The sequence below is a fragment of the Streptomyces odontomachi genome (assembly GCF_024435355.1).
Lineage (GTDB): Bacteria > Actinomycetota > Actinomycetes > Streptomycetales > Streptomycetaceae > Streptomyces > Streptomyces odontomachi.
In genome coordinates, this window is sequence record NZ_JAMJWG010000016.1 from 241,591 (window position 1) to 263,451 (window position 21,861).

General features: G+C 71.5%; 17 protein-coding genes and 1 pseudogene. 13 read left to right on the forward strand and 5 right to left on the reverse strand.

What is annotated here, in order from left to right:
* Positions 1 to 53: 53 nt before the first annotated feature.
* A complete protein-coding gene (gene pdxR / locus NQO67_RS29545) occupies positions 54 to 1,754 on the reverse strand; it encodes a MocR-like pyridoxine biosynthesis transcription factor PdxR (RefSeq protein WP_255953357.1) in 1,701 nt (566 codons plus the stop codon).
* Between the two features lie 46 nt (positions 1,755 to 1,800).
* Between pdxR and NQO67_RS29550 the strand changes: the two are divergent.
* From NQO67_RS29550 to NQO67_RS29560, 3 genes and pseudogenes are all read left to right on the forward strand, one after another.
* A pseudogene (locus tag NQO67_RS29550) lies at positions 1,801 to 2,742 on the forward strand (aldo/keto reductase).
* A 788-nt stretch (positions 2,743 to 3,530) separates the two neighbouring features.
* Positions 3,531 to 4,757 (forward strand): response regulator, encoded by a 1,227-nt coding sequence (locus NQO67_RS29555; RefSeq protein WP_255953358.1) that lies wholly within the window; start codon positions 3,531 to 3,533, stop codon positions 4,755 to 4,757.
* Positions 4,758 to 4,901: 144 nt separating this feature from the next.
* Positions 4,902 to 5,447, forward strand: coding sequence for a cupin domain-containing protein (locus NQO67_RS29560; RefSeq protein WP_255953359.1), 546 nt, complete (start codon positions 4,902 to 4,904; stop codon positions 5,445 to 5,447).
* A 71-nt stretch (positions 5,448 to 5,518) separates the two neighbouring features.
* On the opposite strand, the gene NQO67_RS29565 is transcribed toward NQO67_RS29560, so the two are convergent.
* From NQO67_RS29565 to NQO67_RS29575, 3 genes are read right to left on the reverse strand one after another with little or no spacing between them, the layout of a single operon-like run.
* Positions 5,519 to 6,370 (reverse strand): class II aldolase/adducin family protein, encoded by an 852-nt coding sequence (locus NQO67_RS29565; RefSeq protein ID WP_255953360.1) that lies wholly within the window; start codon positions 6,368 to 6,370, stop codon positions 5,519 to 5,521.
* Positions 6,371 to 6,406: 36 nt separating this feature from the next.
* Complete coding sequence (locus tag NQO67_RS29570; protein WP_255953361.1) at positions 6,407 to 6,571, reverse strand: hypothetical protein; 165 nt, start codon at positions 6,569 to 6,571, stop codon at positions 6,407 to 6,409.
* 45 nt (positions 6,572 to 6,616) lie between these two features.
* Complete coding sequence (locus tag NQO67_RS29575; protein ID WP_255953362.1) at positions 6,617 to 7,588, reverse strand: NAD(P)H-dependent flavin oxidoreductase; 972 nt, start codon at positions 7,586 to 7,588, stop codon at positions 6,617 to 6,619.
* A 376-nt stretch (positions 7,589 to 7,964) separates the two neighbouring features.
* Here NQO67_RS29575 and NQO67_RS29580 point away from each other — a divergent pair, with 376 nt between their 5' ends.
* The 8 genes from NQO67_RS29580 to NQO67_RS29615 all read left to right on the forward strand — a co-directional run bounded on the left by NQO67_RS29580 (position 7,965) and on the right by NQO67_RS29615 (position 14,412).
* Positions 7,965 to 9,041, forward strand: a complete 1,077-nt coding sequence (locus tag NQO67_RS29580; RefSeq protein ID WP_255953363.1) for a hypothetical protein — start codon at positions 7,965 to 7,967, stop codon at positions 9,039 to 9,041.
* A complete protein-coding gene (locus tag NQO67_RS29585) occupies positions 9,038 to 9,316 on the forward strand; it encodes a CopG family transcriptional regulator (protein ID WP_255953397.1) in 279 nt (92 codons plus the stop codon). Before NQO67_RS29580 ends, NQO67_RS29585 begins: the two co-directional genes overlap by 4 nt.
* Entirely contained in the window at positions 9,313 to 9,744 is a 432-nt protein-coding gene (locus NQO67_RS29590; protein WP_255953364.1) for a hypothetical protein, read from the forward strand. Before NQO67_RS29585 ends, NQO67_RS29590 begins: the two co-directional genes overlap by 4 nt.
* A 143-nt stretch (positions 9,745 to 9,887) precedes the next feature.
* Positions 9,888 to 10,526: a dihydrofolate reductase family protein gene (locus tag NQO67_RS29595; protein ID WP_255953365.1), complete on the forward strand. Its 639-nt coding sequence runs from the start codon at positions 9,888 to 9,890 to the stop codon at positions 10,524 to 10,526.
* Positions 10,527 to 10,921: 395 nt separating this feature from the next.
* A complete protein-coding gene (locus NQO67_RS29600; protein ID WP_255953398.1) occupies positions 10,922 to 11,674 on the forward strand; it encodes a LamB/YcsF family protein in 753 nt (250 codons plus the stop codon).
* Positions 11,671 to 12,378 carry a 5-oxoprolinase subunit PxpB gene (gene pxpB / locus NQO67_RS29605; RefSeq protein ID WP_255953366.1) on the forward strand — a complete coding sequence of 236 codons (708 nt, stop codon included), beginning with the start codon at positions 11,671 to 11,673 and terminating at the stop codon, positions 12,376 to 12,378. Before NQO67_RS29600 ends, pxpB begins: the two co-directional genes overlap by 4 nt.
* Positions 12,375 to 13,385: a 5-oxoprolinase subunit C family protein gene (locus NQO67_RS29610; protein ID WP_255953367.1), complete on the forward strand. Its 1,011-nt coding sequence runs from the start codon at positions 12,375 to 12,377 to the stop codon at positions 13,383 to 13,385. Before pxpB ends, NQO67_RS29610 begins: the two co-directional genes overlap by 4 nt.
* A gap of 7 nt (positions 13,386 to 13,392) precedes the next feature.
* On the forward strand, positions 13,393 to 14,412 hold the full coding sequence (locus NQO67_RS29615; RefSeq protein WP_255953368.1) for a ketopantoate reductase family protein: 1,020 nt from the start codon (positions 13,393 to 13,395) through the stop codon (positions 14,410 to 14,412).
* Positions 14,413 to 14,420: 8 nt separating this feature from the next.
* On the opposite strand, the gene NQO67_RS29620 is transcribed toward NQO67_RS29615, so the two are convergent.
* Positions 14,421 to 16,265, reverse strand: a complete 1,845-nt coding sequence (locus NQO67_RS29620; protein WP_374119189.1) for a SpoIIE family protein phosphatase — start codon at positions 16,263 to 16,265, stop codon at positions 14,421 to 14,423.
* Positions 16,266 to 16,501: 236 nt separating this feature from the next.
* On the opposite strand from NQO67_RS29620, the gene NQO67_RS29625 reads away from it, so the two are divergent.
* Positions 16,502 to 21,172: a HAMP domain-containing protein gene (locus NQO67_RS29625; protein ID WP_255953369.1), complete on the forward strand. Its 4,671-nt coding sequence runs from the start codon at positions 16,502 to 16,504 to the stop codon at positions 21,170 to 21,172.
* Positions 21,169 to 21,846 carry a response regulator gene (locus NQO67_RS29630; protein ID WP_255953370.1) on the forward strand — a complete coding sequence of 226 codons (678 nt, stop codon included), beginning with the start codon at positions 21,169 to 21,171 and terminating at the stop codon, positions 21,844 to 21,846. Before NQO67_RS29625 ends, NQO67_RS29630 begins: the two co-directional genes overlap by 4 nt.
* Positions 21,847 to 21,861: the final 15 nt, after the last annotated feature.

Consider the following 21,861-nt stretch of genomic DNA (forward strand, 5'->3'; position numbering starts at 1 on the left):
CCGCCCCTGCGTCTGCGTCTGCGTCTGCGTCTGCGTCTGCGTCTGCCGGAGGATCAGGCCGAGGGAGCGCTCGGGGCCCGCGCCGGCCGGCGCAGCGTTGCGGCGAGGAGCGTGACGGCCGGGGGGATCTCGGTGTCGGTGATGTTGCCGTATCCGAGGACGAGCGCGCGCTGCGTCGAGGGGTTCGTTCGGTAGTCGTCGAGGTCTGCCAGGCGCAGGCCGGCGGCGGCCGCGGCCCGGACCGCGCCGTGGGTGTCGGTGCCGTCGGGGAGGTGGAGCAGGATGTGCAGCCCCGCGGCGGTGCCGGCTATCCGGCCCTGCGGCACTTGGCTGCCGAGCGTCCGGATCAGCAGGTCGCGGCGGGTGCGGAAGCGGCGCCGTGCCGCGCGCAGGTGGGCGTCGTACCAGCCGCGGTCGATGAAGGTGGCGAGCGCGAGCTGGTCCAGTACCGGTGGCGCGGTGGCGACGGGGTTCGCCGCCCGGAGCGCCCGGGTCATCGTGCCGGGCGCGACCAGCCAGCCCAGCCCGAGGGCCGGTGACAGCGTCTTGCTGACCGAGCCGAGGAGGTAGACCCGCCCGGGATCCATGCCCTGCATGACGGCGACGGGGTGGTGGTCGTAGCGGAACTCGGCGTCGTAGTCGTCCTCGATGACGAAGCCGTCCACCTCGCGGGCCCAGCGCACCAGGTGTGCCCGGCGGGCCGGGGAGAGCATCGTTCCGGTCGGGAACTGATGGGCTGCACCGACGACGACGGCCCGGGCCGTCGTGCGCGCGAGGTCGTCGACGCGGAGGCCGTCCTGGTCGACGGGCACGGCGTGCACCCGAAGGCCGGCGGTCAGGGCGGCGTCCCGCAACCGTCCCCAACCCGGGTGTTCCACGGCCAGGTCGACGATTCCCTCGGCGCGTAGCGCTCGGCAGGTGCGTACCAGAGCGTCGGTGACGCCCGCGCACACGGACACCGACTCGGGGTGCGCGTCCGCACCGCGCGAGCGCCTCAGGTACTGCGCCACGGTGGTGCGCAGTACCGGATGCCCGGCCGGGTCGGGCAGGCCGAGGTCATAGTGGACGGCCGAGCCGGCGACCGCGCGCACCGCGTCCGCCCAGCGGCGCCGCGGGAATGCCCGCAGGTCGGGCAGGCCCGGCGCCAGGTCGTACCGGATCGGGGGGTGCGCCGGCGCACGTCTGGCGCGAGGCTGCGGTGGCGTTCCGTCCGGCGACCATGCGACGCGGGTGGCCGAACCCGCCCGGGCAGAGAGGTAGCCCTCCGCGATGAGCTGCCCGTACGCCTCCGTCACGACCCACCGTGAGCAGCCGAGCTGTTCGGCGAGCGCCCGGCTCGGTGGCACGGCGTCGCCCTCCGCCAGCCGGCCCTCCCGGATGGCGGCGCGCAACGCGTGGGCCAGGCGATCATGCAGACGGCGCCGGCCACCCGCCGGAGGGCCGATGTCCAGCAACGTCGCCCAGGCGTGACTGGTTGCCGCCCGCGCGGTCTCCGGGGTCTCCGGGGTCTCCGTCGCCTCCGTCGCCTCCGTCGCCTCCGTTGCCTCCGTTGCCTCCGTTGCCTCCGAGGATTCCGTCGCCTCCAGCGTCCCTTGGGTCTCCACCGCCTCCGAGGGCTCCGCGGTCTTCGTCGCCTCCGCGGTCTCCGCCGGCTCCGGGGTCCTCGGGGTCTCCGAGGTCCCCGGGTTCTCCCGGGTCTCCCGGGTCTCCCGGGTCTCCACACTGGCGCGGGAATTGGTCTGGGAAAACGGCACAAGATTGGAGCGTAACGCCGATCCGAATCCGCCTACCGTGCTGGGCATGATGGAGAACCTTGCACTGGGTGCCATGCTCTTCGGCACGGTCGTGGACGAGCGCCGATCGTTCGGGATCCTGGACCATTTCGTGGACGCCGGAGGCGTCTGGATCGACACCGCGAACTGTTACGCCTTCTGGGCGGACCCGAGCGGCTTCGGCGGGCAGAGCGAGACGGTGTTGGGGCGCTGGCTGGCCGGCCGTCCGGGAGTCCGTGACCGCGTCAAGATCAGCACCAAGGTGGGCTGCGAGCCGACCGAGGCCGGGCGGTTCCCGGAGACGGCCGAGGGACTGTCGGCCGGGGCCGTCAAGAGCGGAATCGAAGGCAGTCTCCGCCGGCTCGGCACCGACCACCTCGAGCTGTACTGGGCCCACAAGCCCGACCCCCTCACTCCGCTGGAAGAGACGGTGGCCGCGTTCGACGCGCTGGTGTCCGCGGGTTCGGTCGGTCGCCTCGGCTGCTCCAACTACCCCGTCTGGCAGGTCGAGCGGGCACGGCAGATCGCGCGGTCCTTGGGTGGCGCGGGGTTCACCGCGGTGCAGCAGCACCACACGTACCTGCAACCGCGTCCCGCGACCCAGCCGTCCGTGGTGCACCGGTTCGGTGCGGTCACCGACGAGGTGCTCCACTACCTGGAGCACCATCCGGACATGGCGCTGTGAGCGTACTCGCCGCTCCTGACCGGTCGCTACACCCGCGCGGACAAGCCGCTGCCGGCGGAGTACGACCATCCCGGCACCGCCCGCCGCCTCGCTGCGCTCGACGAGGTGGCCGACGAGACCGGCACGAACCGGAACCGAGTGGTGCTGGCATGGCTGACCGGGGGAAAACCGGCCGCCATCCCGATCGTCGGCGTCAGTTCGGTCGAGCAGCTGGACGAGGCGATCGCGGGCGTGGCCCTGGAACTGACCGCCGGGCAGCGGGAACGACTGGATGCCGCGATGTGAGCCGAGGAGGCTGACCCAGGACGCCGACACCGCTTCCGCAGTGTCCACAGTGCTCCGAGGGCATCCGAGGGCGACAGCGCTCCGAGGGCGATAGCGCTCCGAGGGCGATAGCGCTCCGAGGGCAACAGTGCGCTGAGGGCGATGCGGAACTGCGCGGGCGTTGGCGCAACACCTGTCTACGGCACGCCCCTGACCTGCATATACGCGGCGTTGCGAGGTTCCGGGTGCGATGGCAACGGTCACTGGACGTTGCCGCTTTTCGAAATGCCCGGTGCAACGGGGCCACCTGACGTCATTGTGTGGCCCACCGCAAGGCGGGCCCATCGGGGGCGCGCCGTGCCGGTCAGTCGGTCAGCCGGTCAGCCCCTTGGCCGGTTGGCCGGTCGGCCGTTGGCCGGTTGGCCGGTCGGCCGTTGGCCGGTTGGCCGGATCAGGAAGGACAGGTGTGATGGATCGTTCGCTCGTGTCGGTCAGGGCGGCTCTGGTGCTGTTACTCGGAGCCCTGGCCGGTGTGGGGGCCGGCTTGTTGTCGGTGCAGGCGGCCGGTGGCGGGATGGCGAGTGGGGTGCTCTGCGGACTCGCTGCTGCGGGCGGGGCGGTGCCGGTGTTCAACCAGCTGATAGCCCCGGATCCCACCGACAACGGACCAGTCACCGCCAACGGACCGGACGGGCCCACAGGGCGAACGGCCGGACGAGCGACAGGACAGACCGCACGACGGACGACAGGGCGAGCGACAGGGCGAGCGACAGGACAGACGGCAGGGCGGACGAACGGCGGGGGTACCCGTGGGTGAGTTGCGCCCCCTCGCCGATGACCTGGCACCGGAGTCCCGGGCGCTGGCCATGGCGCTGCGCGAGCTGTTCGAGGCGCTGGAGATCTCGGTACGCCGCTACGCGGCCAGGCGCATACGGGACGCCGGGACCTTCTCCCGCTATCTCGGCGGCACCCGCGTCCCCCCGTGGGAAGTGATCACGGACCTGTTCACCGACGTCGCCGAGCACCGTGGCTTGGCCGCCACCCCCGAGGCCATCGAGCTGGTACGCCGTCTGCACCTGGCGGCGGTCCGCACCAGTTCCTCGCCTCGTCACGCGGTCGAGGTGCTCGAGCAGCAGCTCGCCGAGGCCGATCGTGTCTCGCGCCGTTCCACCGCACGCGGTGACGCCCTGGGTGATGCGCTCCTGGACCGCAAGCACCGCATTGCCGACCTGGAAGTGCGCCTGAACCAGCTGGAAGCCGAATGGAGCGCGGAGCGGCAACGAGCCGAACGGCTGGCCGCAGCCAACCCCGACGTCTCCGAACTGCTCCACGAACGCGATCAGCTCCAGGACGAGGTCACCCGGCTCTCCACCCAACTGCACGAAGCGCAGCGGCAGCGGGACGAGGCCGAACAGCGCTGCGCCTTGCTGGAGCGCCAACTTGAGGCGGTGGAAGAGGTAAAGCAGGTGAGCCCGGTGAACCCGGTGAACCCGGTGAACCGGATGAACCGGATGAACCCGGTGTCCCGGGTGAGTCAGGGGAGCCCGGCGGAAGGAGCGGAAGATGTCGAAGGAGTGGTACAGGTTGAGCAGGTAGCCCCGGCTGGCGTGGCGCGGTCGTTCCCGCCGGCCATGCCCAAGGTCCTCATCGTGGACGACCAGCCTGACAACCTGCTGGCCATGACCGCCGTCCTTGCCACCCTCGACCAGGAGCTGGTCGCGGTCTCCTCGGGGCGTGACGCCCTCAAGGCGCTCCTCGACCACGACGACTTCGCCGTGATCATCATGGACGTGCAAATGCCCGACATGGACGGTTACGAGACCGCGGCGCACATCAAACGACGTCCTCGCACCCACGACGTCCCCATCATCTTCCTCACCGCGATGGGCACGGATCCCGAACACTCCGCCCGGGGTTACGCCGCCGGCGCGGTCGACTACATCGGCAAACCGTTCGACCCCTGGGTCCTGCGCGCCAAAGTCGCCGTCTTCACCGGCATCTACCTCGAACAACGCCGGCTCGCCGGAGAGCAATGACGGACGAACCCCATTCAGGAAGCCGCCCACTCCTCAGGATCCGCCCCTCCCCAGGATCCGTTCCTCCCCAGGAGCCGTCCTCCATGAGGAGCCCTCCTCCCGGCAGGACCGTCACCGTCACCCCGTCATCAGGAGCCGTGCACCATGAGCCACTTCACGTTCCCCACCGGCCCGCAGGACCGCCCGCAGGACCCCCCGCAGAACCACCGGCAGGACCGCCCGCAGGACCGCCAGTACGTCCTGGGCCAGGAGCTACGCGTCAGCATTCTCACGTCCGGGGAGGAGACCGACGGGCGGCACGATCTCACCGACTCCGTGATGCCCGCGGGGTCGGCGACCCCTCTGCACCTGCACACGCGGTACGAGGAGCGCCTGTGGGTGGTCTCGGGCTCGTTGACCGTGTGGGCCGGTCCGGACACCGTGACCCTGCGCTCCGGTGACTTCTTCACGGTCCCCCTGCACGTACCGCACGCGATCAAGTCCGGGCCCGAGGGCGCCCGTGCGCTCAACATCTCCTCGCCCGCCGGGTTCGCCGAGCTGATAGCCCGGGCCGGGACGCCCCTCCACCTGGCCACACCCGAGACGGAACTCGACGGGGAGTTGTTCATGGCGGTGACCGCTGAACTCGGCGACGTCGTACTCGGGCCGCCCGGCACCACCCCCGCCGACCTCGAGGAAATCGGCGAGTAACGACAAGCAAGCAAGCGTAACGACAGGTAGCAGGTAGCAGGTAGCAGGTAGCAACCAAACGTGATCAGCGCTCAGTCGAGCACGTCAGGCTCCTGCTCCATGACCAGGTCGGCGAGGAGGGTGAAGTTGTGCCGCGCCATGTTCGCGTTGCCGAACTGGCGGTGGGCCAGGGTGGCTTCCTCGTCGGGCATGAGGCGTGGGCTGCCGGCGGCGTCGGCTAGTAGCTGCATCTGGCAGGCGCGGTCCATGGCGATGAACCACCAGACGGCCTCCTCGATGGAGCGGCCGACGGTGAGCAGGCCGTGGTGGCGCAGGATGGCCGCACGCTTCTCGCCGAGCTTCCTCGCGATGGCCTCGCCCTCCGACCGTTCCAGGACCAGCCCTTTGTACTCGTCGAAGAGGACATGGTCGCCGTAGAAGGCGCAGCTCTCCTGGATGATCGGGTCGAGCAGCTTGTCCAGGGTGGCGAAGGCCCGGCCGTGGATGGTGTGCGCGTGAGCGACGGCCGCGACGTCCGGGCGGGCGTGGTGCACCGAGGAGTGGATCCAGAAGGCCGCCTTGTTGGTACGGCGTTCCCCCTCCACGACCTTGCCCGTCTCGTCGATGAGGAGGAGGTCGCTCACCTTGATGCGGGAGAAGTGGACGGCGTACGGATTGACCCAGAAGCGCTGCGGGAACTCCGGATCGCGGGCGGTGACGTGGCCCGCGATGCCCTCGTCGAAGCCGTACCGCGCGAAGATCCGGAAGGCGATGGCCAGTTGACGCTTGCGGTGCGCACGCTCGGCCTCGATGGACTCCCGCGCTTCCGGGAGGTCGGGGAGGTCCAGCAACTCGGGTTCGTCGGTACTGGTGACAGCCGTGGCACTGACGGCGGCGGTGACAGTGACGGTGGTGCCGTGCTGCTGATCCTGCTGGACGGTCATGGTGGGTCGCCTTCCGTGGGGCGCGGGTTCCGGCAGTCAGTCCGCCGAGCCGGCCCACGACCGGGCGGGCCGGCCCACGACCGGGCCTTCGTCGGGGCCGGATTCGAGTTGCCGGCCGGGGCGCATGAGCCCGAGCCAGCGCCGGGCGACGTCCGGCGGTAGATGGCTTCCGGCCACGCGGCGGAGTTCATCGAGCGTCAAGAGCGGTCACGCTGCGATCGTGCCTTGGACGTGGTTACGGTCTTTCTAACCCTTTCCCGCTCGGGTCACTCGGGTCAAGGCGTCCTCAGCCTGCGCGGCCAGGGCGGTGACGAGGTCCGCGGCGGGTGGCAGGTCGGTGATGAGGTCGACGGCCTCGCCGGCCCACACCGGCAGGGGCGGCACCTCGCCCCGTGCCACGTCGTCCTGGTAGTCCCGCTGGGCCTGCCGATCAGCGGCGAGTTCCGCCTCCCGTCCCCGCCATCGATCGAGGTAGCGATGCCCCAGGGTCCGGGCGGTGTACCGGGAGGGCCAGCTGGCCCCTCGGGCGATGTCCAGGACGCGGTTGCGCTCGGTGTCCTGCCCGCGTCCCTCGACGATCGCGGTGGTGATCGACGGGTCGACCAGCGCTTCGGCGGTGGCCTGAAAGCGCGTTCCGATGAGCGCTCCCTCCGCTCCCAGGGCCAGGGCGGCCGCCAGCCCGCGGCCGTCGGCGATCCCACCTGCCGCCAGTACCGGGGTCGGTGCCGCCAGGTCGACCACCGCCGGCACGAACGGCAGGGTCGAGCGTCCGTGCCGGGCCCCGTGCCCACCGCTCTCCGTGCCCTGCGCCACGATGACGTCCGCGCCCAGGTCCACCGCCTGCCTTGCTTCCGTCATGTCGGTGACCTGGAGGATCAGTGTCGCGCCTGCCCGGCGGATGCGTTCGGTGAACGGGCTCGGGTCCCCGAAGGACAGCAGCACCGCCCTGGGTTGGCACTCCAGGGCACGCTCGACGGCAGCGACGTCGATCGCCCAGGTCCACAGGCCGATCCCCCATGGCCTGTCGGTGCCCTGCCTGACCACGGGCACCTCGCGGGCCAGCCACTCCGGGTCCCCCTTCGTGGCGCCGAGCAACCCGAGTCCGCCGCCCTGCGAGACGGCCGCCGCCAGCGCGCCCCCGGCGGACCCGCCCATGGGCGCCAGTGCGACGGGATGCCGCACACCGAACAACTTCGTGAAAGCCGTCGACAACGTCATGACCGACATCATCGCCGTCATCGGGACCCAGGAACACGGCCCCCGCCGCGCCGGTGCCGCCGGCACCTTGTCCGCGAGGGTCCGGTGGGCCACGGGGCTCCTTAAAGAACCGGAGTAAAGAACTACCCGCCCACCCACCCACCGTGCGCCTGACGTGTGCCTGACGTGCACTTCACCCGTACGAGTGACCAGTTTGCAACGGAACGTCACGGATGATTACGTTCACCGCGACAACCGCAGACAAATGCGGCCCCCGGCCGGGACTGGCATCCCGAACGAGGGCCTCACCGATCAGGAGACGAACCTCCTGATCGGCCCCACCAATCAGGAGACAAACCTCCTGATCGGCCCCACCAATCAGGAGACAAACCTCCCGATGGCTGACCCGCAGTCTAACGCGCGCCCGCGCACCACCGCTGGAGCTCCGACCTCCGGCGTGATCCACGTACGCACCCGACTCACCGCCGACTTCACCGTCCTCGCCAACGCCCTGGCGCAGCGCCGCGGCAGCGCGGTCACGGTCGGCGTCGCCGCGTACATCCTCTCCCTGCCGGACGGCTCTCCCGTGAGCATCGCCGCGCTCTGCGCGCACTTCACCGAGGGCGAGATCCTGATATCGCGAGCGCTCAGGGAGCTGGAACGGGCCGGCTTCCTGGAGCGCCGCCGCGAGCGGACGTCCACCGGGCGAATCCGGACCCGAACATATTTCTACGACGTACCGAACGCGCCGGACGCGCCGGACGCGCCGAACACGCCAGACGTGCCGGACGTGCCGGACGTGCCGGACGCACCGGACGGCGAGTCGGACGGGCCTCCGGAGCCGCCGGAACCGCCGGAACCTCCGGAACCGCCGAGGCCCCGACGCCGGCCCGGTGACCACCACGCCGAGCCGGCCAGGCTCCCCACCGCGAACTCCGCTTCCGCCTCCGCCGCTTCCCCCACGTCCGCCGCCTCCGCCACTTTCCCCCCTTCCGCATCCTGCGCCGTCGCCTCCGCCGCAACGGTCGCGCCGGAAGCGGCCCATGCACCGCAAGCGACCGACGCGCCGGAGATGGCCGACACGCCGGACGCGGCCGACGCCGATCCCCCAGCAGTCGCCATCCTCACCTCCTTACATCACGTCGATCCGCGTCTGGTCCTGTCGGGACGGGAGGCCACACGGCTTGCCCCCTCCGTCAGCCAGTGGCTCGCGGCAGGCGTGTCGCCGGCACAGATCACCGAACAGCTCACCACCGGACTTCCGGACCGCCTCCTGGCGCGCCCGGCAGGCATCCTCGGCTTCCGACTCAGGGACGTTCCCCTGGCCGCGCCGCGCCCCGTTGCGCAGCCCAAGCACAGACAGACCGTCCTCCCCCTCCACACCTGCGACGGATGCGATCGGGCGTTCCGCGCCGCGGCGCCCGGACGGTGCCGCGACTGCCGGGACAGGGAACACGTGCGTCAGGCCTGCTGAAACACCGGCCACGGGCGGTAGGCCTCGGCCACCCTTCCAGGCTGGACGAGATCCGTCCGGAGACGACCGAACGGGGCCTTTCCGCTTACGTCACGGAGGCGCTGCGTCTCAAGCGGGACCGGGACCGGCTCCTGGAGCTGGTCGGCTGGCTGGAGGACGAACACGGGCCGGTCACCGAGGACGAGCACGCCACCGCGCTGAAGGAGCTGGCGGAGCTCGATGCCGAGCACGCGCGACGGCGCGCGGAGAGCGGCAGCATCGGGACGGCTGCGTGAAGAAGCAGAGTGATGCTCCGGACGCTCCGGGGTCCCCGCTCCCGGTCTACGTCCTCGACTGCGAGGCCCTGTCGCTCGCGGTGCGTGGCGATCGGATGACGATCGCCAGGCTCGGTCTGGCGGCCCAGGGGAAGGCCGACGTGATCACGTCCCCGATGACGCTCGTCGAGGCGTACGACGGGCGGACCACCGAGCAGCGCTGGGACTGGATCCTCTCCCGCATGAGCGTTGCCGACGTCGGAAAGGACGAGGCCCGGCAGGCTCGCCGGCTCCTGGCCGAAGCCGGGTTGCGCGGTCACAAATACGCGATCGGCGCCGTGCTCGCCGTGATCGCACGCCGGCAGAAGGGCAACGTCACCGTGTTCACCTCGGACGTCGACGACCTGGAGCGGCTGGTCCCCCAGCGGATCGCCGTCAGGAAGGTGTGAGGGCGCACGTCGCTGCGTGATCGGGGGCAGACCGTCCGATGCCCACGGCTACGACCGAGGCCACGACCGATGAGTTCCTCCCGCTCCCCGGGTCTGACACACACAGCGGTCGTCGACCGACCACCCCGGACCCGGAGGACATCATGCGGAAGATCGTCGCCAGTCTGTTCATCGCGCTGGACGGTGTCGTGGAGGCGCCCGACCAGTGGCACTTCCCCTACTTCAACGACGAGATGGGCGCCGCCGTCAACGCGGCACTCGGGTCGGCGGACACCCTGCTCTTCGGGCGGAAGACGTACGACAGCTTCGCGGGGGCCTGGCCGGAGCGGGAGGCGGCGGGGGGTGAGGACGCCGGGTTCGCCAAGGTGCTGGGGGACGCCCGCAAGATCGTGGTGTCGCGGCAGAAGCTCGAGTTCGGCTGGCGGAACTCGGAGCAGCTCCAGGGTGATCTCGTGGCGACCGTCACCAGCCTGAAGGAGACGGCGGGCGGGACCATCGGCCTCAGCGGCTCGGTATCCGTCGTCCGGCAGTTGCTGGCCGCCGGGCTGCTGGACGAGCTGCATCTGCTGGTCCACCCGATCGCCGTGCGCAAGGGGATGCGCCTGTTCGACGAAAGCGACGGTGGAGACGGCGGCGAGAGCGCGATTCCGCTTCGCTTGATCTCGTCCGAGGCGTTCACGACCGGCGTGTTGAACCTGGTCTACGGCCCGGCCGAAGCGCCCGGCAGTGCCGGCTACGACGAGGCCAAGGGGCATCTGCCGCGGTCCGGAGAGGGAGAGTAGGCCTGGCGCCGACCCGGGCCCCGACCTGGCACTGACCCGGCCCTGGCCTGCCCTGGCCTGGCGCCCACCTGGGCCCTGTCGGACCGGGGCCCGCCCATCCGACGGCGACCTTGTGGGATTGTTGAACGATCCTCTACGTTGAAGTCTGCCGTCACGATGTCGGCGGCGCCGGGTGGGCGATGCATGCCGCACCCGGAGTCGACGCGTCGGAGGGACCGGAAGCGGACATGGCCGTAACAGACCAGGCGGCGCAGGAGGCGCACGAGGCCCAGAAGGCGTACGAGGCGACGGAAACGGCGACGCCCGCGGTGCCGGGCCAGGCGGGCGAGAGCACGATCGAGAGCACGGCCCAGCCCGCGGTCGAGCGGGCGACGCGCCCGGCGGGCGGCGGGACCGTGCTCGACCTCAACGCCGATCTGGGCGAAGGGTTCGGGCGGTGGGAGCTCACCGATGACGAGGCGATGCTGTCCGTGGTGACCAGCGCCAACGTGGCCTGCGGTTTCCACGCGGGGGATCCGAGCATCATGCGCCGGGTCTGCGACCTCGCGGCCCGGCGCGGCGTGCGGATCGGGGCGCAGGTGTCCTACCGGGACCTCGCCGGGTTCGGGCGGCGCGCCATGGACGTGCCCGCGGACGAGCTCGCCGACGAGATCGCCTACCAGATCGGTGCGCTCGACGTCTTCGCCCGTGCCGCCGGCGCCACGGTGGCCTACGTGAAGCCGCACGGTGCGCTGTACAACCGGGTGGTGTCCGACGAGCAGCAGGCCGCCGCCGTGGTGGCGGGCGTCCGGCTGGCGGGCGCCGGGCTCCCCGTGCTCGGCCTGCCCGGCTCGGCCCTGTTGCGGGAGGCCGGGCGGGTCGGGCTCGGCGTGGTGCCGGAGGCGTTCGCCGACCGTTCCTACACGGCGGCCGGGACCCTGGTGCCACGCGGCACGCCGGGCGCGGTGCTCACCGATCCCGACCAGGTCGCCACGCGCGCGGTCGCGTTCGCGTGCGAGGGGCGCACCACCGCGCTGGACGGCAGCGCGGTGTCCGTACGGGCGCGTTCGCTGTGCCTGCACGGCGACACCCCGGGCGCCGTCGAGCTGGCCAAGCGGGTGCGGGCGGCCCTGGAAGGTGCCGGCGTCCATGTGGCGGCGTTCGTATGAGACAGCTGCCGGTCGGCGATGACGCGCTGCTCGTCGAGCTCGACTCACCCGAGGACGCCCAGGCGTGGCATGCCGAGATCCTGCGCCGCCGTGCCGCGGGTGCGGGAGCGGTGTCGTCGGTGCGCGAGATCGTGCCCGGGGACCGGACGGTTCTGCTGTACGGGGTGCGCGACGTGGCGGCGGTCGGTGCCGAGTTGAGCCGGTGGTCTCCGCCGCCGCCCGTGTCCGACCGTGGCCCCCTGCTGGAGGTTCCGGTCCGCTACGACGGTCCCGACCTGCGGGACGTCGCGCGGCTGTGGGGGGTGAGCGAGGACGAGGCCGTGCGGGTGCACAGCGGGGTCGAGCACCGCGTCGCGTTCTGCGGGTTCGCTCCCGGGTTCGGCTACCTGACCGGGCTCGACGAGCGGCACCACGTGCCGCGCCGGGCCGCACCGCGCACCTCGGTGCCGGCCGGGTCGGTGGCGGTCGCCGGGCCCTACACCGGTGTCTATCCGCGGGCCTCACCCGGCGGCTGGCAGCTGATCGGCACCACCGACGTGTGCTTGTGGGATCTGGAACGGGAGCCTGCCGCGCTGCTGACGCCCGGCACACGGGTGCGTTTCGTCCCGATCGTTCCGCCTCCGGGCGTCCCATCCGTCCCCGTCCTCCCGCGGGAGCGCACCGCCGAGCAGCCTCCCGCACCCGTCCGCCAGGGCACCTCATGACCGGCGGCACCGTCCCGGCACCTGGCAGGATCGCCGAGCCGGCGCCGACGCCGGCACCCCACGCCCCCGACGCATCCGCCAACGCCCTCGAAGTCGTGCGGGCCGGCGCCCTGACCACCGTCCAGGACCTCGGGCGTGCCGGGTACGCGAGCCTGGGCGTACCGCGTTCCGGGGCGCTCGACCTGCCGGCCCACCGGCTGGCGAACCGGTTGGTGGGCAACCCCGCCGGTGCGGCGACGTTGGAGACCACCCTGACCGGGGTGGCGCTGCGCGTGCGGCGCGCCACGACCGTGGCCGTCACCGGCGCACCGGCGGCGGTCCGGGTGGACGGCCGGCCGGCGGCGTGGGCGGGCGCGGTGCGGGTGCCGGCCGGTGCGCTGCTCGATGTCGGTCGCGCCGCCGGTGGCCTGCGGAGTTACATCGCCGTACGGGGAGGCATCGCGGTCGCCCCGGTGCTCGGCAGCCGCTCCACGGACGTGCTGTCCGGGCTGGGGCCCGCTCCGCTCCGAGACGGCGACGTGCTGCCGCTGGGTGCGCCGGCGGGCCGGCCGCGCCACGCCGACACGGTGTACTGGCCGGGGCCGCCGGATGAGCTGGTGCTGCCCGTGCTGCTCGGGCCGCGTGACGACTGGTTCACCGCGGCCGCGTTGCGCACCCTGTCCGCTGCCGCGTTCTCCGTCTCGCCGAACAGCAACCGTATCGGGCTGCGCACCGACGGGCCGGTGCTGGAGCGCGCCGTGCACGGGGAACTGCCCAGCGAGGGAATGGTGGTGGGGGCGGTCCAGGTGCCGCCGGACGGCAGACCCCTGGTCTTCCTCGCCGACGGCCCGACCACCGGCGGCTATCCGGTGATCGGCGTGGTGCCCGAACGCGCACTGGCCGCCGCCGCCCAGGCGGCCCCCGGCCTACCGGTCCGCTTCGTGCCCGTCGACCGCCGGGGTGACCACCGGGAACGCGGACCGAGCCACCGAGGGCGGATTATGGGTGTACCGGGCAATCAACGATGATGAGGGCATGACGCGATACGTGTTCGTGGGGGCAGGAGCGGTCGGCAGCGGGCTTGGGGGGCTGCTGGCGCGGCAGGGGACCGACGTGCTGCTGGCGGCGCGTGGGGAGCATGCGCGGGCGATGGCCCACGACGGGCTGCGGGTGCGATGCCCCGACACCGCTTTCACGTTGGACGTGCCGATCGTGACCGCCCCGGAGCAGGTCCGGTTGACCGTCGACGACGTGCTCGTGCTCACGACCAAGACGCAGCAGGCAGAGGCCGCGGTCGAGCAGTGGGCGGATCTGCCGGTGTACGACGGTGCCGGTGCGGTCGCCGGGCGTGCCGGCGAGCTGTTGCCGATCTGCACCGCGCTGAACGGGGTGACCGGTGAGGAGATCGCGCTGCGGTACTTCGACCGGGTCTTCGCCGTGTGCGTGTGGTTCCCGGCGGTGCTGATCGAGCCCGGGGAGGTGATCGTCCGCTGTGCCCCGCTGCGGGGCATCTTCCACGTCGGGCGCTACGGCGTCTCGCCCGCCCCGGACGACGACGCCGACCTGCTGGGCGGGGTCCGCCGGCAGTGGGACAAGGCCGGCTGCCGGGTGGTGCCCGCCGATGACGTGATGCGGTGGAAGTACCGCAAACTGCTGACCAATCTCGGCAACGTCCTCCAGGCTCTGCTCGGGGACACCTCCGGCGCCGACGACCTGCTCCACGCGGCGGAGGCCGAGGCACGCGGGATTCTCGCGGCGGCCGGTATCCCGTTCACCGACGACGGGGAAGAGGAGGAGGCCCGGCGGGGTTTCTCCCCCACGCCGGTCCCCGGGGAACCGGACCGCCTCGGCGGCTCCACCTGGCAGTCGCTGGTCCGCGGCACCGGCACGATCGAGACCAGTTATCTGAACGGTGAGATCGCCCTGATCGCCCGCCGGATCGGGCGCTCCGCACCGGTCAACGCACGGCTCGCCGCCCTCGCACGCCGTGCCGCGCGGGAGAAGCTCAAGCCGGGGTCCGTCAGCCTCCGGGAACTCAGGGACCAGTTGGGTTGACGGGTCCTTCACGCGTCGATCTGCGCCGCGTGCAGCACCACCACCGCCAGGTCGTCCTCGACCGGCTCGGGGCTGAAGTCGTGCGTGGCCTGGCGGACGCGTTCCGCCACGGCCATGGCTCCCATTCCGGCGCAGTCCGCGAGGATGTGGGCGAGCCCGTCGTGGTCGTCGAGGAGGTGCCGGCCGTGGCGCCGTTCGGTCACCCCGTCGGTCACGCACAGCAGCGTCTCGCCGGGTGCCAGGTGGAAGGAGTCGGCGAAGAAGTCGGTGTCCTCGTCGATGCCGAGCAGCAGCTGCGGGCGGGACACGGAAGTGACGTCGCCCGCTGCGGACATCTGGAGCGGCAGCGGATGGCCGGCGCTGGCGAGGGTGCACTGGGCGCCGCCGACCTGCGGGTCGGGCACCAGCTCCCCGTAGACCATGCTCAAGAACCGTGGCCGGGCGGCCTCGCCCGCGGTGCTGACCGCCTCGGCGGCGTCCTCCGCCATGACCGCGTTCAGCCAGCCGAGCACCGACTCGACGCCGTGCCCCTGGCGGGCCAGCAGCCGCACCAGGTGCCGGGTCAGACCGGTCACGGACATCGCCTCGACGTCCTTGCCCTGGACGTCGCCCAGCAGGAAGCACCAGCGGCCGTCGCCGGTGGGGAAGAGATCGTAGAAGTCGCCGCCGACGGTCTGGCCGCTGGCGTGCGGCTCGTAGACGATCGCCGACTCCACGCCGGGCAGGGAGCCGAGGGACGAGGGCAGCTGGCGGCGTTGCAGGGCCCGGCTGATGCTGGTCTGGCGGGTGTACTGGCGCGCCGTGACCAGCGCCTGCGCCACCCGGCGTGAGACGTCCTCCACCGTGCGGGCCACCGTGTCGGTGATCTCCGGTGGGCCGGCCCGGCCGATCAGCAGCGTGCCGTGGCAGACGCCGCCCGACATCAGGGAGAACGCCAGCGCGGAGCCGCCGCCCTCGGCGTCGGCGCCTTCCGGCCAGGGCCAGGGCATGCCCGCGCTCCACGGCTCGACGGGCGGCGGTTCGGGCTCCAGGTCGCGGCGGAGCGCGGCGATGAGCTGCTCGTCGGCGTGCCAGACGCTGGCGAGCCGCCGGTCACCGGTCTCGCTCAGGAGCCACACGGCGCACCAGTCGGCGAGCCGGGGCACCATGAGCTGGCTGGCCAGGGCGGCGACCATGCGTTCGTCGAGCTGTCCGGAGAGGAGCTCGCTGGCCTCGGCGAGGAAGGTGCCGCCGCCGTGGTCGGCGCGCGCCGCGGAGCCGTGGTACTCGACGCGCGCCTGCGGCTGTGCCACCTCGGTGGCTTCCAGTTGCCGGTACAGGGCGGCGTTGAGGCGGCCGGCGGGTGCCGGTGCCGTGTCGGAGGCGGAGACCGGCACCCGGCACCAGACCGCCTTCTCGCCGCGCCGGTAGGTCACGCCCCATGCGTCGGCCACCGAGGTGACGATCTGGAGTCCGAGGCCGCGCCCGCGGCCGGGGCCGTCAGAGCCGCCGGGCACCATGGCCGCCGGCTGCCGGTCCACCACCTCGATCCGTGCGCCCGTCGGGATGCCGTCGGGACCGGGCGCGTGCTCCACCTCGCAGATCACGACCATCGGCGTGCCGGCGTGGATGAGGGCGTTCGTCGTCAGCTCGCCCACGAGCAGGGCGGCGTCGTCGGCCAGGCGCTCGGTCGGGGTGCGGGTCCTGGCGACGGTCCGGCTGCCGGTCCTGAGCCCGGCCTCGGTCCCCGCCCTGAAGCCGGTGCGGGTGCCGGTGCCGGTGCCGGGCGGGCCACCGGTCAGGGTGCCGGGCAGCGCGCCGGACCCGGCGTCGGGCGGCGTGCCGCCGGCCGGCAGGTACTGCTCCGTGATCACGGCGTGTACGAAGGAACGGGCCCGGGAGGGCGCGAGCTGATTCGCTCGCAGCGCCAGGCGCGAGCCGGATCCTCCCTGGTCAGAGGGGACGGCCTGCACAACACCCTCCTCGTTCGGACACCTGGTTCGCACTCCCGGTTCGAACGAACTACGTAAACATCACTATAGTGGGCAAAAGCACGCGTAATGCACCTGTAGCAGGGCCACGATCATGGAATTCGCAGGGATTGGTCGTTATGCAGGACCAGGACACGCAGTCCGTGCGCACGGCCGACTTGCGGCCGCTTCTCGGAGCTCTCCAGTCGTTGTGTGACGGGGATTTCTCCGTGCGGGTGGCCGAGGACGGTGACGGTGTGCTGGGGCAGATGGCCGGGTCGATCAACCGCGTCGCCGCCCGCAACGCGCACCTGGCATCGGAGATGCGGCGGGTGCGCGACACCGTGAACAGGACGGGTTCGCTCGACGAGCGGATTACGGCCAGCCCCGGTCAGGGCGCCTGGGCGGAGACCGTCAAAGAAGCGAACGAGCTGGCCGAGGCGCTCGCCCTGCCGATGACGAACGCCACGCGGGTGCTGGAGGCGGTGGCCGAGGGCGATCTCAGCCAGCACATGGAGCTACGCGTCGGCACCCGGCAGCTCCACGGCGACCTGCGCAGTCTGGCCCTGGCGCTGAACGGCGTGGTCAACCGCCTCTCCTCGTTCACCGGCGAGGTGATGCGGGTCGCGCACGAGGTCGGCACCGAGGGACGGCTGGGCGGTCGGGCCAGCGTGCAGGGCCTGTCCGGGTCGTGGCGCGGCGTGACCGAGGCCGTCAACACCATGGCCTTCCGGCTCACCCAGCAGGTCCGCGACATCGCGGCGGTGACCACGGCGGTGGCGAGCGGCGACCTGACCCGCAAGGTCACCGTGGAGACCGCCGGTGAGCTGCTGGAGCTGAAGCTCACGGTGAACACGATGGTGGACCAGCTGTCGGCGTTCGCGGACGAGGTCACCCGCGTCGCACGCGAGGTCGGCACCGAGGGCATCCTCGGCGGTCAGGCGCAGGTACGCGACGTCTCCGGCGTCTGGAAAGACCTGACCAACAACGTCAACTTCATGGCGTCCAACCTGACCACCCAGGTCCGCAACATCGCCCAGGTGACCACCGCCGTCGGCCGCGGGGACTTCAGCCAGAAGGTCACGGTGGAGGCCAAGGGCGAGATCCGGCAGCTGATGAGCACCGTGAACACCATGGTGGACCAGCTGTCGGCGTTCGCGGACGAGGTCACCCGCGTGGCACGCGAGGTCGGCACCGACGGCATCCTCGGCGGTCAGGCGCAGGTACGCGACGTCTCCGGCGTCTGGAAAGACCTCACCGACAACGTCAACTTCATGGCGTCCAACCTCACCTCCCAGGTCCGCAACATCGCCCAGGTCGCCACGGCCGTCGCCAACGGCGACCTCTCCAAGAAGATCGACGTCGACGCACGCGGCGAGATCCTCGAACTCAAGACCACCCTCAACACGATGGTGGACCAGCTGTCGGCGTTCGCCGACGAGGTCACCCGCGTGGCACGCGAGGTCGGCACCGACGGGAACCTCGGCGGCCAGGCGCAGGTACGCGACGTCTCCGGCGTCTGGAAGGACCTCACCGACAACGTCAACTTCATGGCGTCCAACCTCACCTCCCAGGTCCGCAACATCGCCCAGGTGACCACCGCCGTCGCCAACGGCGACCTCTCCAAGAAGATCGACGTCGACGCACGCGGCGAGATCCTCGAACTCAAGACCACCGTCAACAGCATGGTCCAGCAGCTGCGCGACTTCGCCGACGAGGTCACCCGCGTGGCACGCGAGGTCGGCACCGAGGGCATCCTCGGCGGCCGGGCCCAGGTGCACGGCGTCTACGGCGTGTGGAAGGACCTCACCGACAACGTCAACTTCATGGCGTCCAACCTCACCTCCCAAGTCCGCAACATCGCCCAGGTGACCACCGCCGTCGCCAACGGCGACCTCTCCAAGCGGATCGACGTCGACGCACGCGGCGAGATCCTGGAGCTCAAGACCACCGTCAACAGCATGGTCCAGCAGCTGCGCGACTTCGCCGACGAGGTCACCCGCGTGGCACGCGAGGTCGGCAGCGAGGGCATCCTCGGTGGCCAGGCACGGGTCGAGGGCGTGTCCGGCAACTGGAAGCGGCTGACCACCGGCGTCAACGAACTGGCCCTGAACCTGACGACCCAGGTCCGCGCCATCGGCGAGGTCGCCAGCGCGGTGGCCAAGGGCGACATGTCCCGCTCCATCACGGTGGAGGCCCAGGGCGAGGTGGCCGACCTGAAGGACAACGTCAACCGCATGGTGTCCAACCTGCGGGAGACCACCCGCACCAAGGACTGGCTGGAGTCCAACCTGACCCGTATCGCGGGCCTGATGCAGGGGCACCGGGACCTGGTGGAGGTCGCCGACCTGATCCTGCGCGAACTGGCCCCGCTGGTGAACGCGCACTCCGAGGTGTTCTTCCTGGTCGACTACACGGCGGAGCCGGGCGAGGGCCTGGAACTGCTCGCGGACTACGGGATCGGCGGGCGCGGCCGTGAGGACCTCCAGTCGGAGTCCCCGCTGCGCGGGCTGATCGCGCAGGCCGTCCGGCAGAAGGAGCGCATCCTCATCGAGGACGCCCCACCTGACTACGTCACCGTCGAGTCCGGTCTGGGCTCGTCGCCGGCGTCCAGCATCCTCATCCTGCCGATCCTCTTCGAGGACCGCCTGCTGGGCGTCATCGAACTGGCCTCGTTCCGCAAGTTCAACGAGATCCAGCTCACCTTCGTCGACCAGTTCGCGCACACCATCGGCGTCTCGTTCAACACCATCCTCGCCAACGCCCGCACCGAGGCGCTGCTGTCCGAGTCCCAGCGGCTCACCTCGGAGCTGCGCAAGCGCTCCGACGAGCTCCAGCGCTCCAACGCCGAACTGGAGGAGAAGGCCGCCCTGCTGGCCACCTCGTCGCAGTACAAGTCGGAGTTCCTGGCCAACATGTCGCACGAGCTGCGCACCCCGCTGAACTCGCTGCTGATCCTCGCCCGGCTGCTGGCCGACAACCCCGACGGGCGGCTCTCCGACCAGGAGGTCGACTTCGCCAGCACCATCTACAGCTCCGGCTCGGACCTGCTGCAACTGATCAACGACATCCTGGACCTGTCGAAGGTCGAGGCGGGCCGGATGGACGTCCACCCCACGAAGGTGCCGCTGACCAAGCTGCTCGACTACGTGCACGCCACCTTCCGGCCGCTGACCATCGACCGCGGTCTGGGCTTCGACATCGCGGTCGGCGAGAACGTGCCGCGCGAGCTGTACTCCGACGAGCAACGCATCCAGCAGGTACTGCGCAACCTGCTGTCCAACGCCGTGAAGTTCACCAACACCGGCGGCGTCGAACTGCGTGTCGAACGGGTGCCGGCGGAAGCGCAGGAGGACTTCGAGGAGATGACGCTGCGCGAGGCGGATACGGTCGTCGCGTTCGCCGTGAAGGACACCGGCATCGGCATCCCCGCCGAGAAGCTGTCCGTGGTGTTCGAGGCGTTCCAGCAGTCCGAGGGCACCACCAACCGCAAGTACGGCGGCACCGGCCTGGGCCTGTCCATCAGCCGTGAGATAGCCGGCCTGCTCGGTGGCCGGATCGACGCCGAGAGCGAGGTGGGCACCGGCTCCCGCTTCACCCTCTACGTGCCGGCGCAGCTGCCCAGCGTCGCACTGGCGGCCGCATCGGGCAGCGCGACACCGCAGCTCAGCGATGTCGACATCGACCGTCTTGTGGAGCAGGGCGCGGGTGCGCGCACCGACGGGAACCGCGCGGTGGCCGGCGCACCGTCCAGCCACCGGGAGCCGGAAGCGGCCCCCCGTGACGGCGCCCCCGACGACCATGTGCTCGCGTCCGCCGGCACCCCGCCCGTACTGCCGGAAGGCGGCACGCGCGCGGACCGCGCCGCTGCGGACACCGAGCCGGAGAGTGCGGAGGCCACCCCGCCGGAGAGCGCGGCGCCCGAGACATCCGGGACACCCGGCACTCCGGCCACGCCGGAAGCGACGGCACCCGCGCCCGGGAAGGTGGAGCCCCGGCCCCGGCCGGACACGGCGGCGGGCCCCCCGGCCACGGCGGCGGCCGGGCCGGAGGCCCCCGCCACCCGACCCGAGCCCGCCGAGTGGCCGATGCCGCAGTTGCACGGCGACCGGGACCGGGAGGACATCTGGCCCGAGACGACCCGGCTGAAGCAGTGGCTCAGCGGACCCGCCGGCCGCGTGCTGACCGGGCGGCACATCCTCATCGTCGACGACGACATACGCACCGTCTTCGCCCTCACCCACATGCTGGGCCGCGTCGGCATCAGCGTGAAGTACGCCGAGAACGGCCGGGAGGGCTTCCAGGTGCTGGACCGCTCGCCGGAGATCTCGCTGGTGCTGATGGACATCATGATGCCGGAGGTCGACGGCTACGAGGCGATCCGCACCATACGGGGCACCCCGCGGCTGGCCGGCCTGCCGATCATCGCGCTCACGGCCAAGGCCATGCCCGGCGACCGGGAGAAGGCGATCGAGGCCGGCGCGAACGGCTACGTGCCGAAACCGGTGAACGTCGACGAGTTGCTGGCGGCCATCTACGACGAGCTCGAAGCACGCGACGACGGGCAGATCGCCGCCGCCGGCCAGCAGACCCCCGACGTCGAGCCGGCCACCACGGAACCCGCCTCCGCCGGCCAACAGCCCAGCGGCCGCTCCTCCCCCGGCGAAGACTCACCCGGTTGGCAGACCACCCGGCCCAGGGAGGAGGCCCTCACCAGGGAGCAGCTCCGCGAGGCGACCCGACGCGAGCAGGAGCAGCAGCACCCGCCACCCGACGATGGCGGGCCCGCACCACGAGGACGTTCCGCATGACCACACCACCCCCCGCATCCCCTCCGATCCCGGATCGGTCGAGCATCCTCATCGTCGACGACATGGAGGAGAACCTGGTCGCGCTGGCGGCGGTGCTCGGGCCACTCGGCCAGCGCGTGGTGTTCGCCCACTCCGGCGAGGAAGCGCTGAAGGCGATGCTGCGCCAGGAGTTCGCCGTCGTCCTGCTGGACATCCTGATGCCGGGCATGGACGGCTTCGAGACCGCGAGCAACATCAAGCGCCTCGACCAGACCAAGGACGTCCCGATCATCCTGCTGACCGGCCGCGACGTCGACCCCGACTACGCCTACCGGGGATACGCCGTGGGCGCCGCGGACTTCCTTGCCAAGCCCATCGACCCATGGGTGCTGCGCACCAAGGTCAACGTCTTCCTGGAGCTGCACCGCAAGAACCGCCAGCTCGCCGTGCAGGCCGAGCAACTGCGCCGGCTGCTCCTCACCGACCAGGGCGAGGGCGCGGGTCTCACGGAACGGCTCACCGAGATCACCTGGCGGCTCATGCAGCTTGAGGCCCTCCTCAGGGACAACGACGCCACCACGCCGGCGCTGGCCGACCGCATCGCCGACCTGGAGAGGGTCATCCACGGCCTGGAGAGCGCCCCCGTCGCAGAGGTGACGCAGGGCGCCGACGCCAAGGAGGACGCGGCCGGCTGACGCCCGACGCCGCGC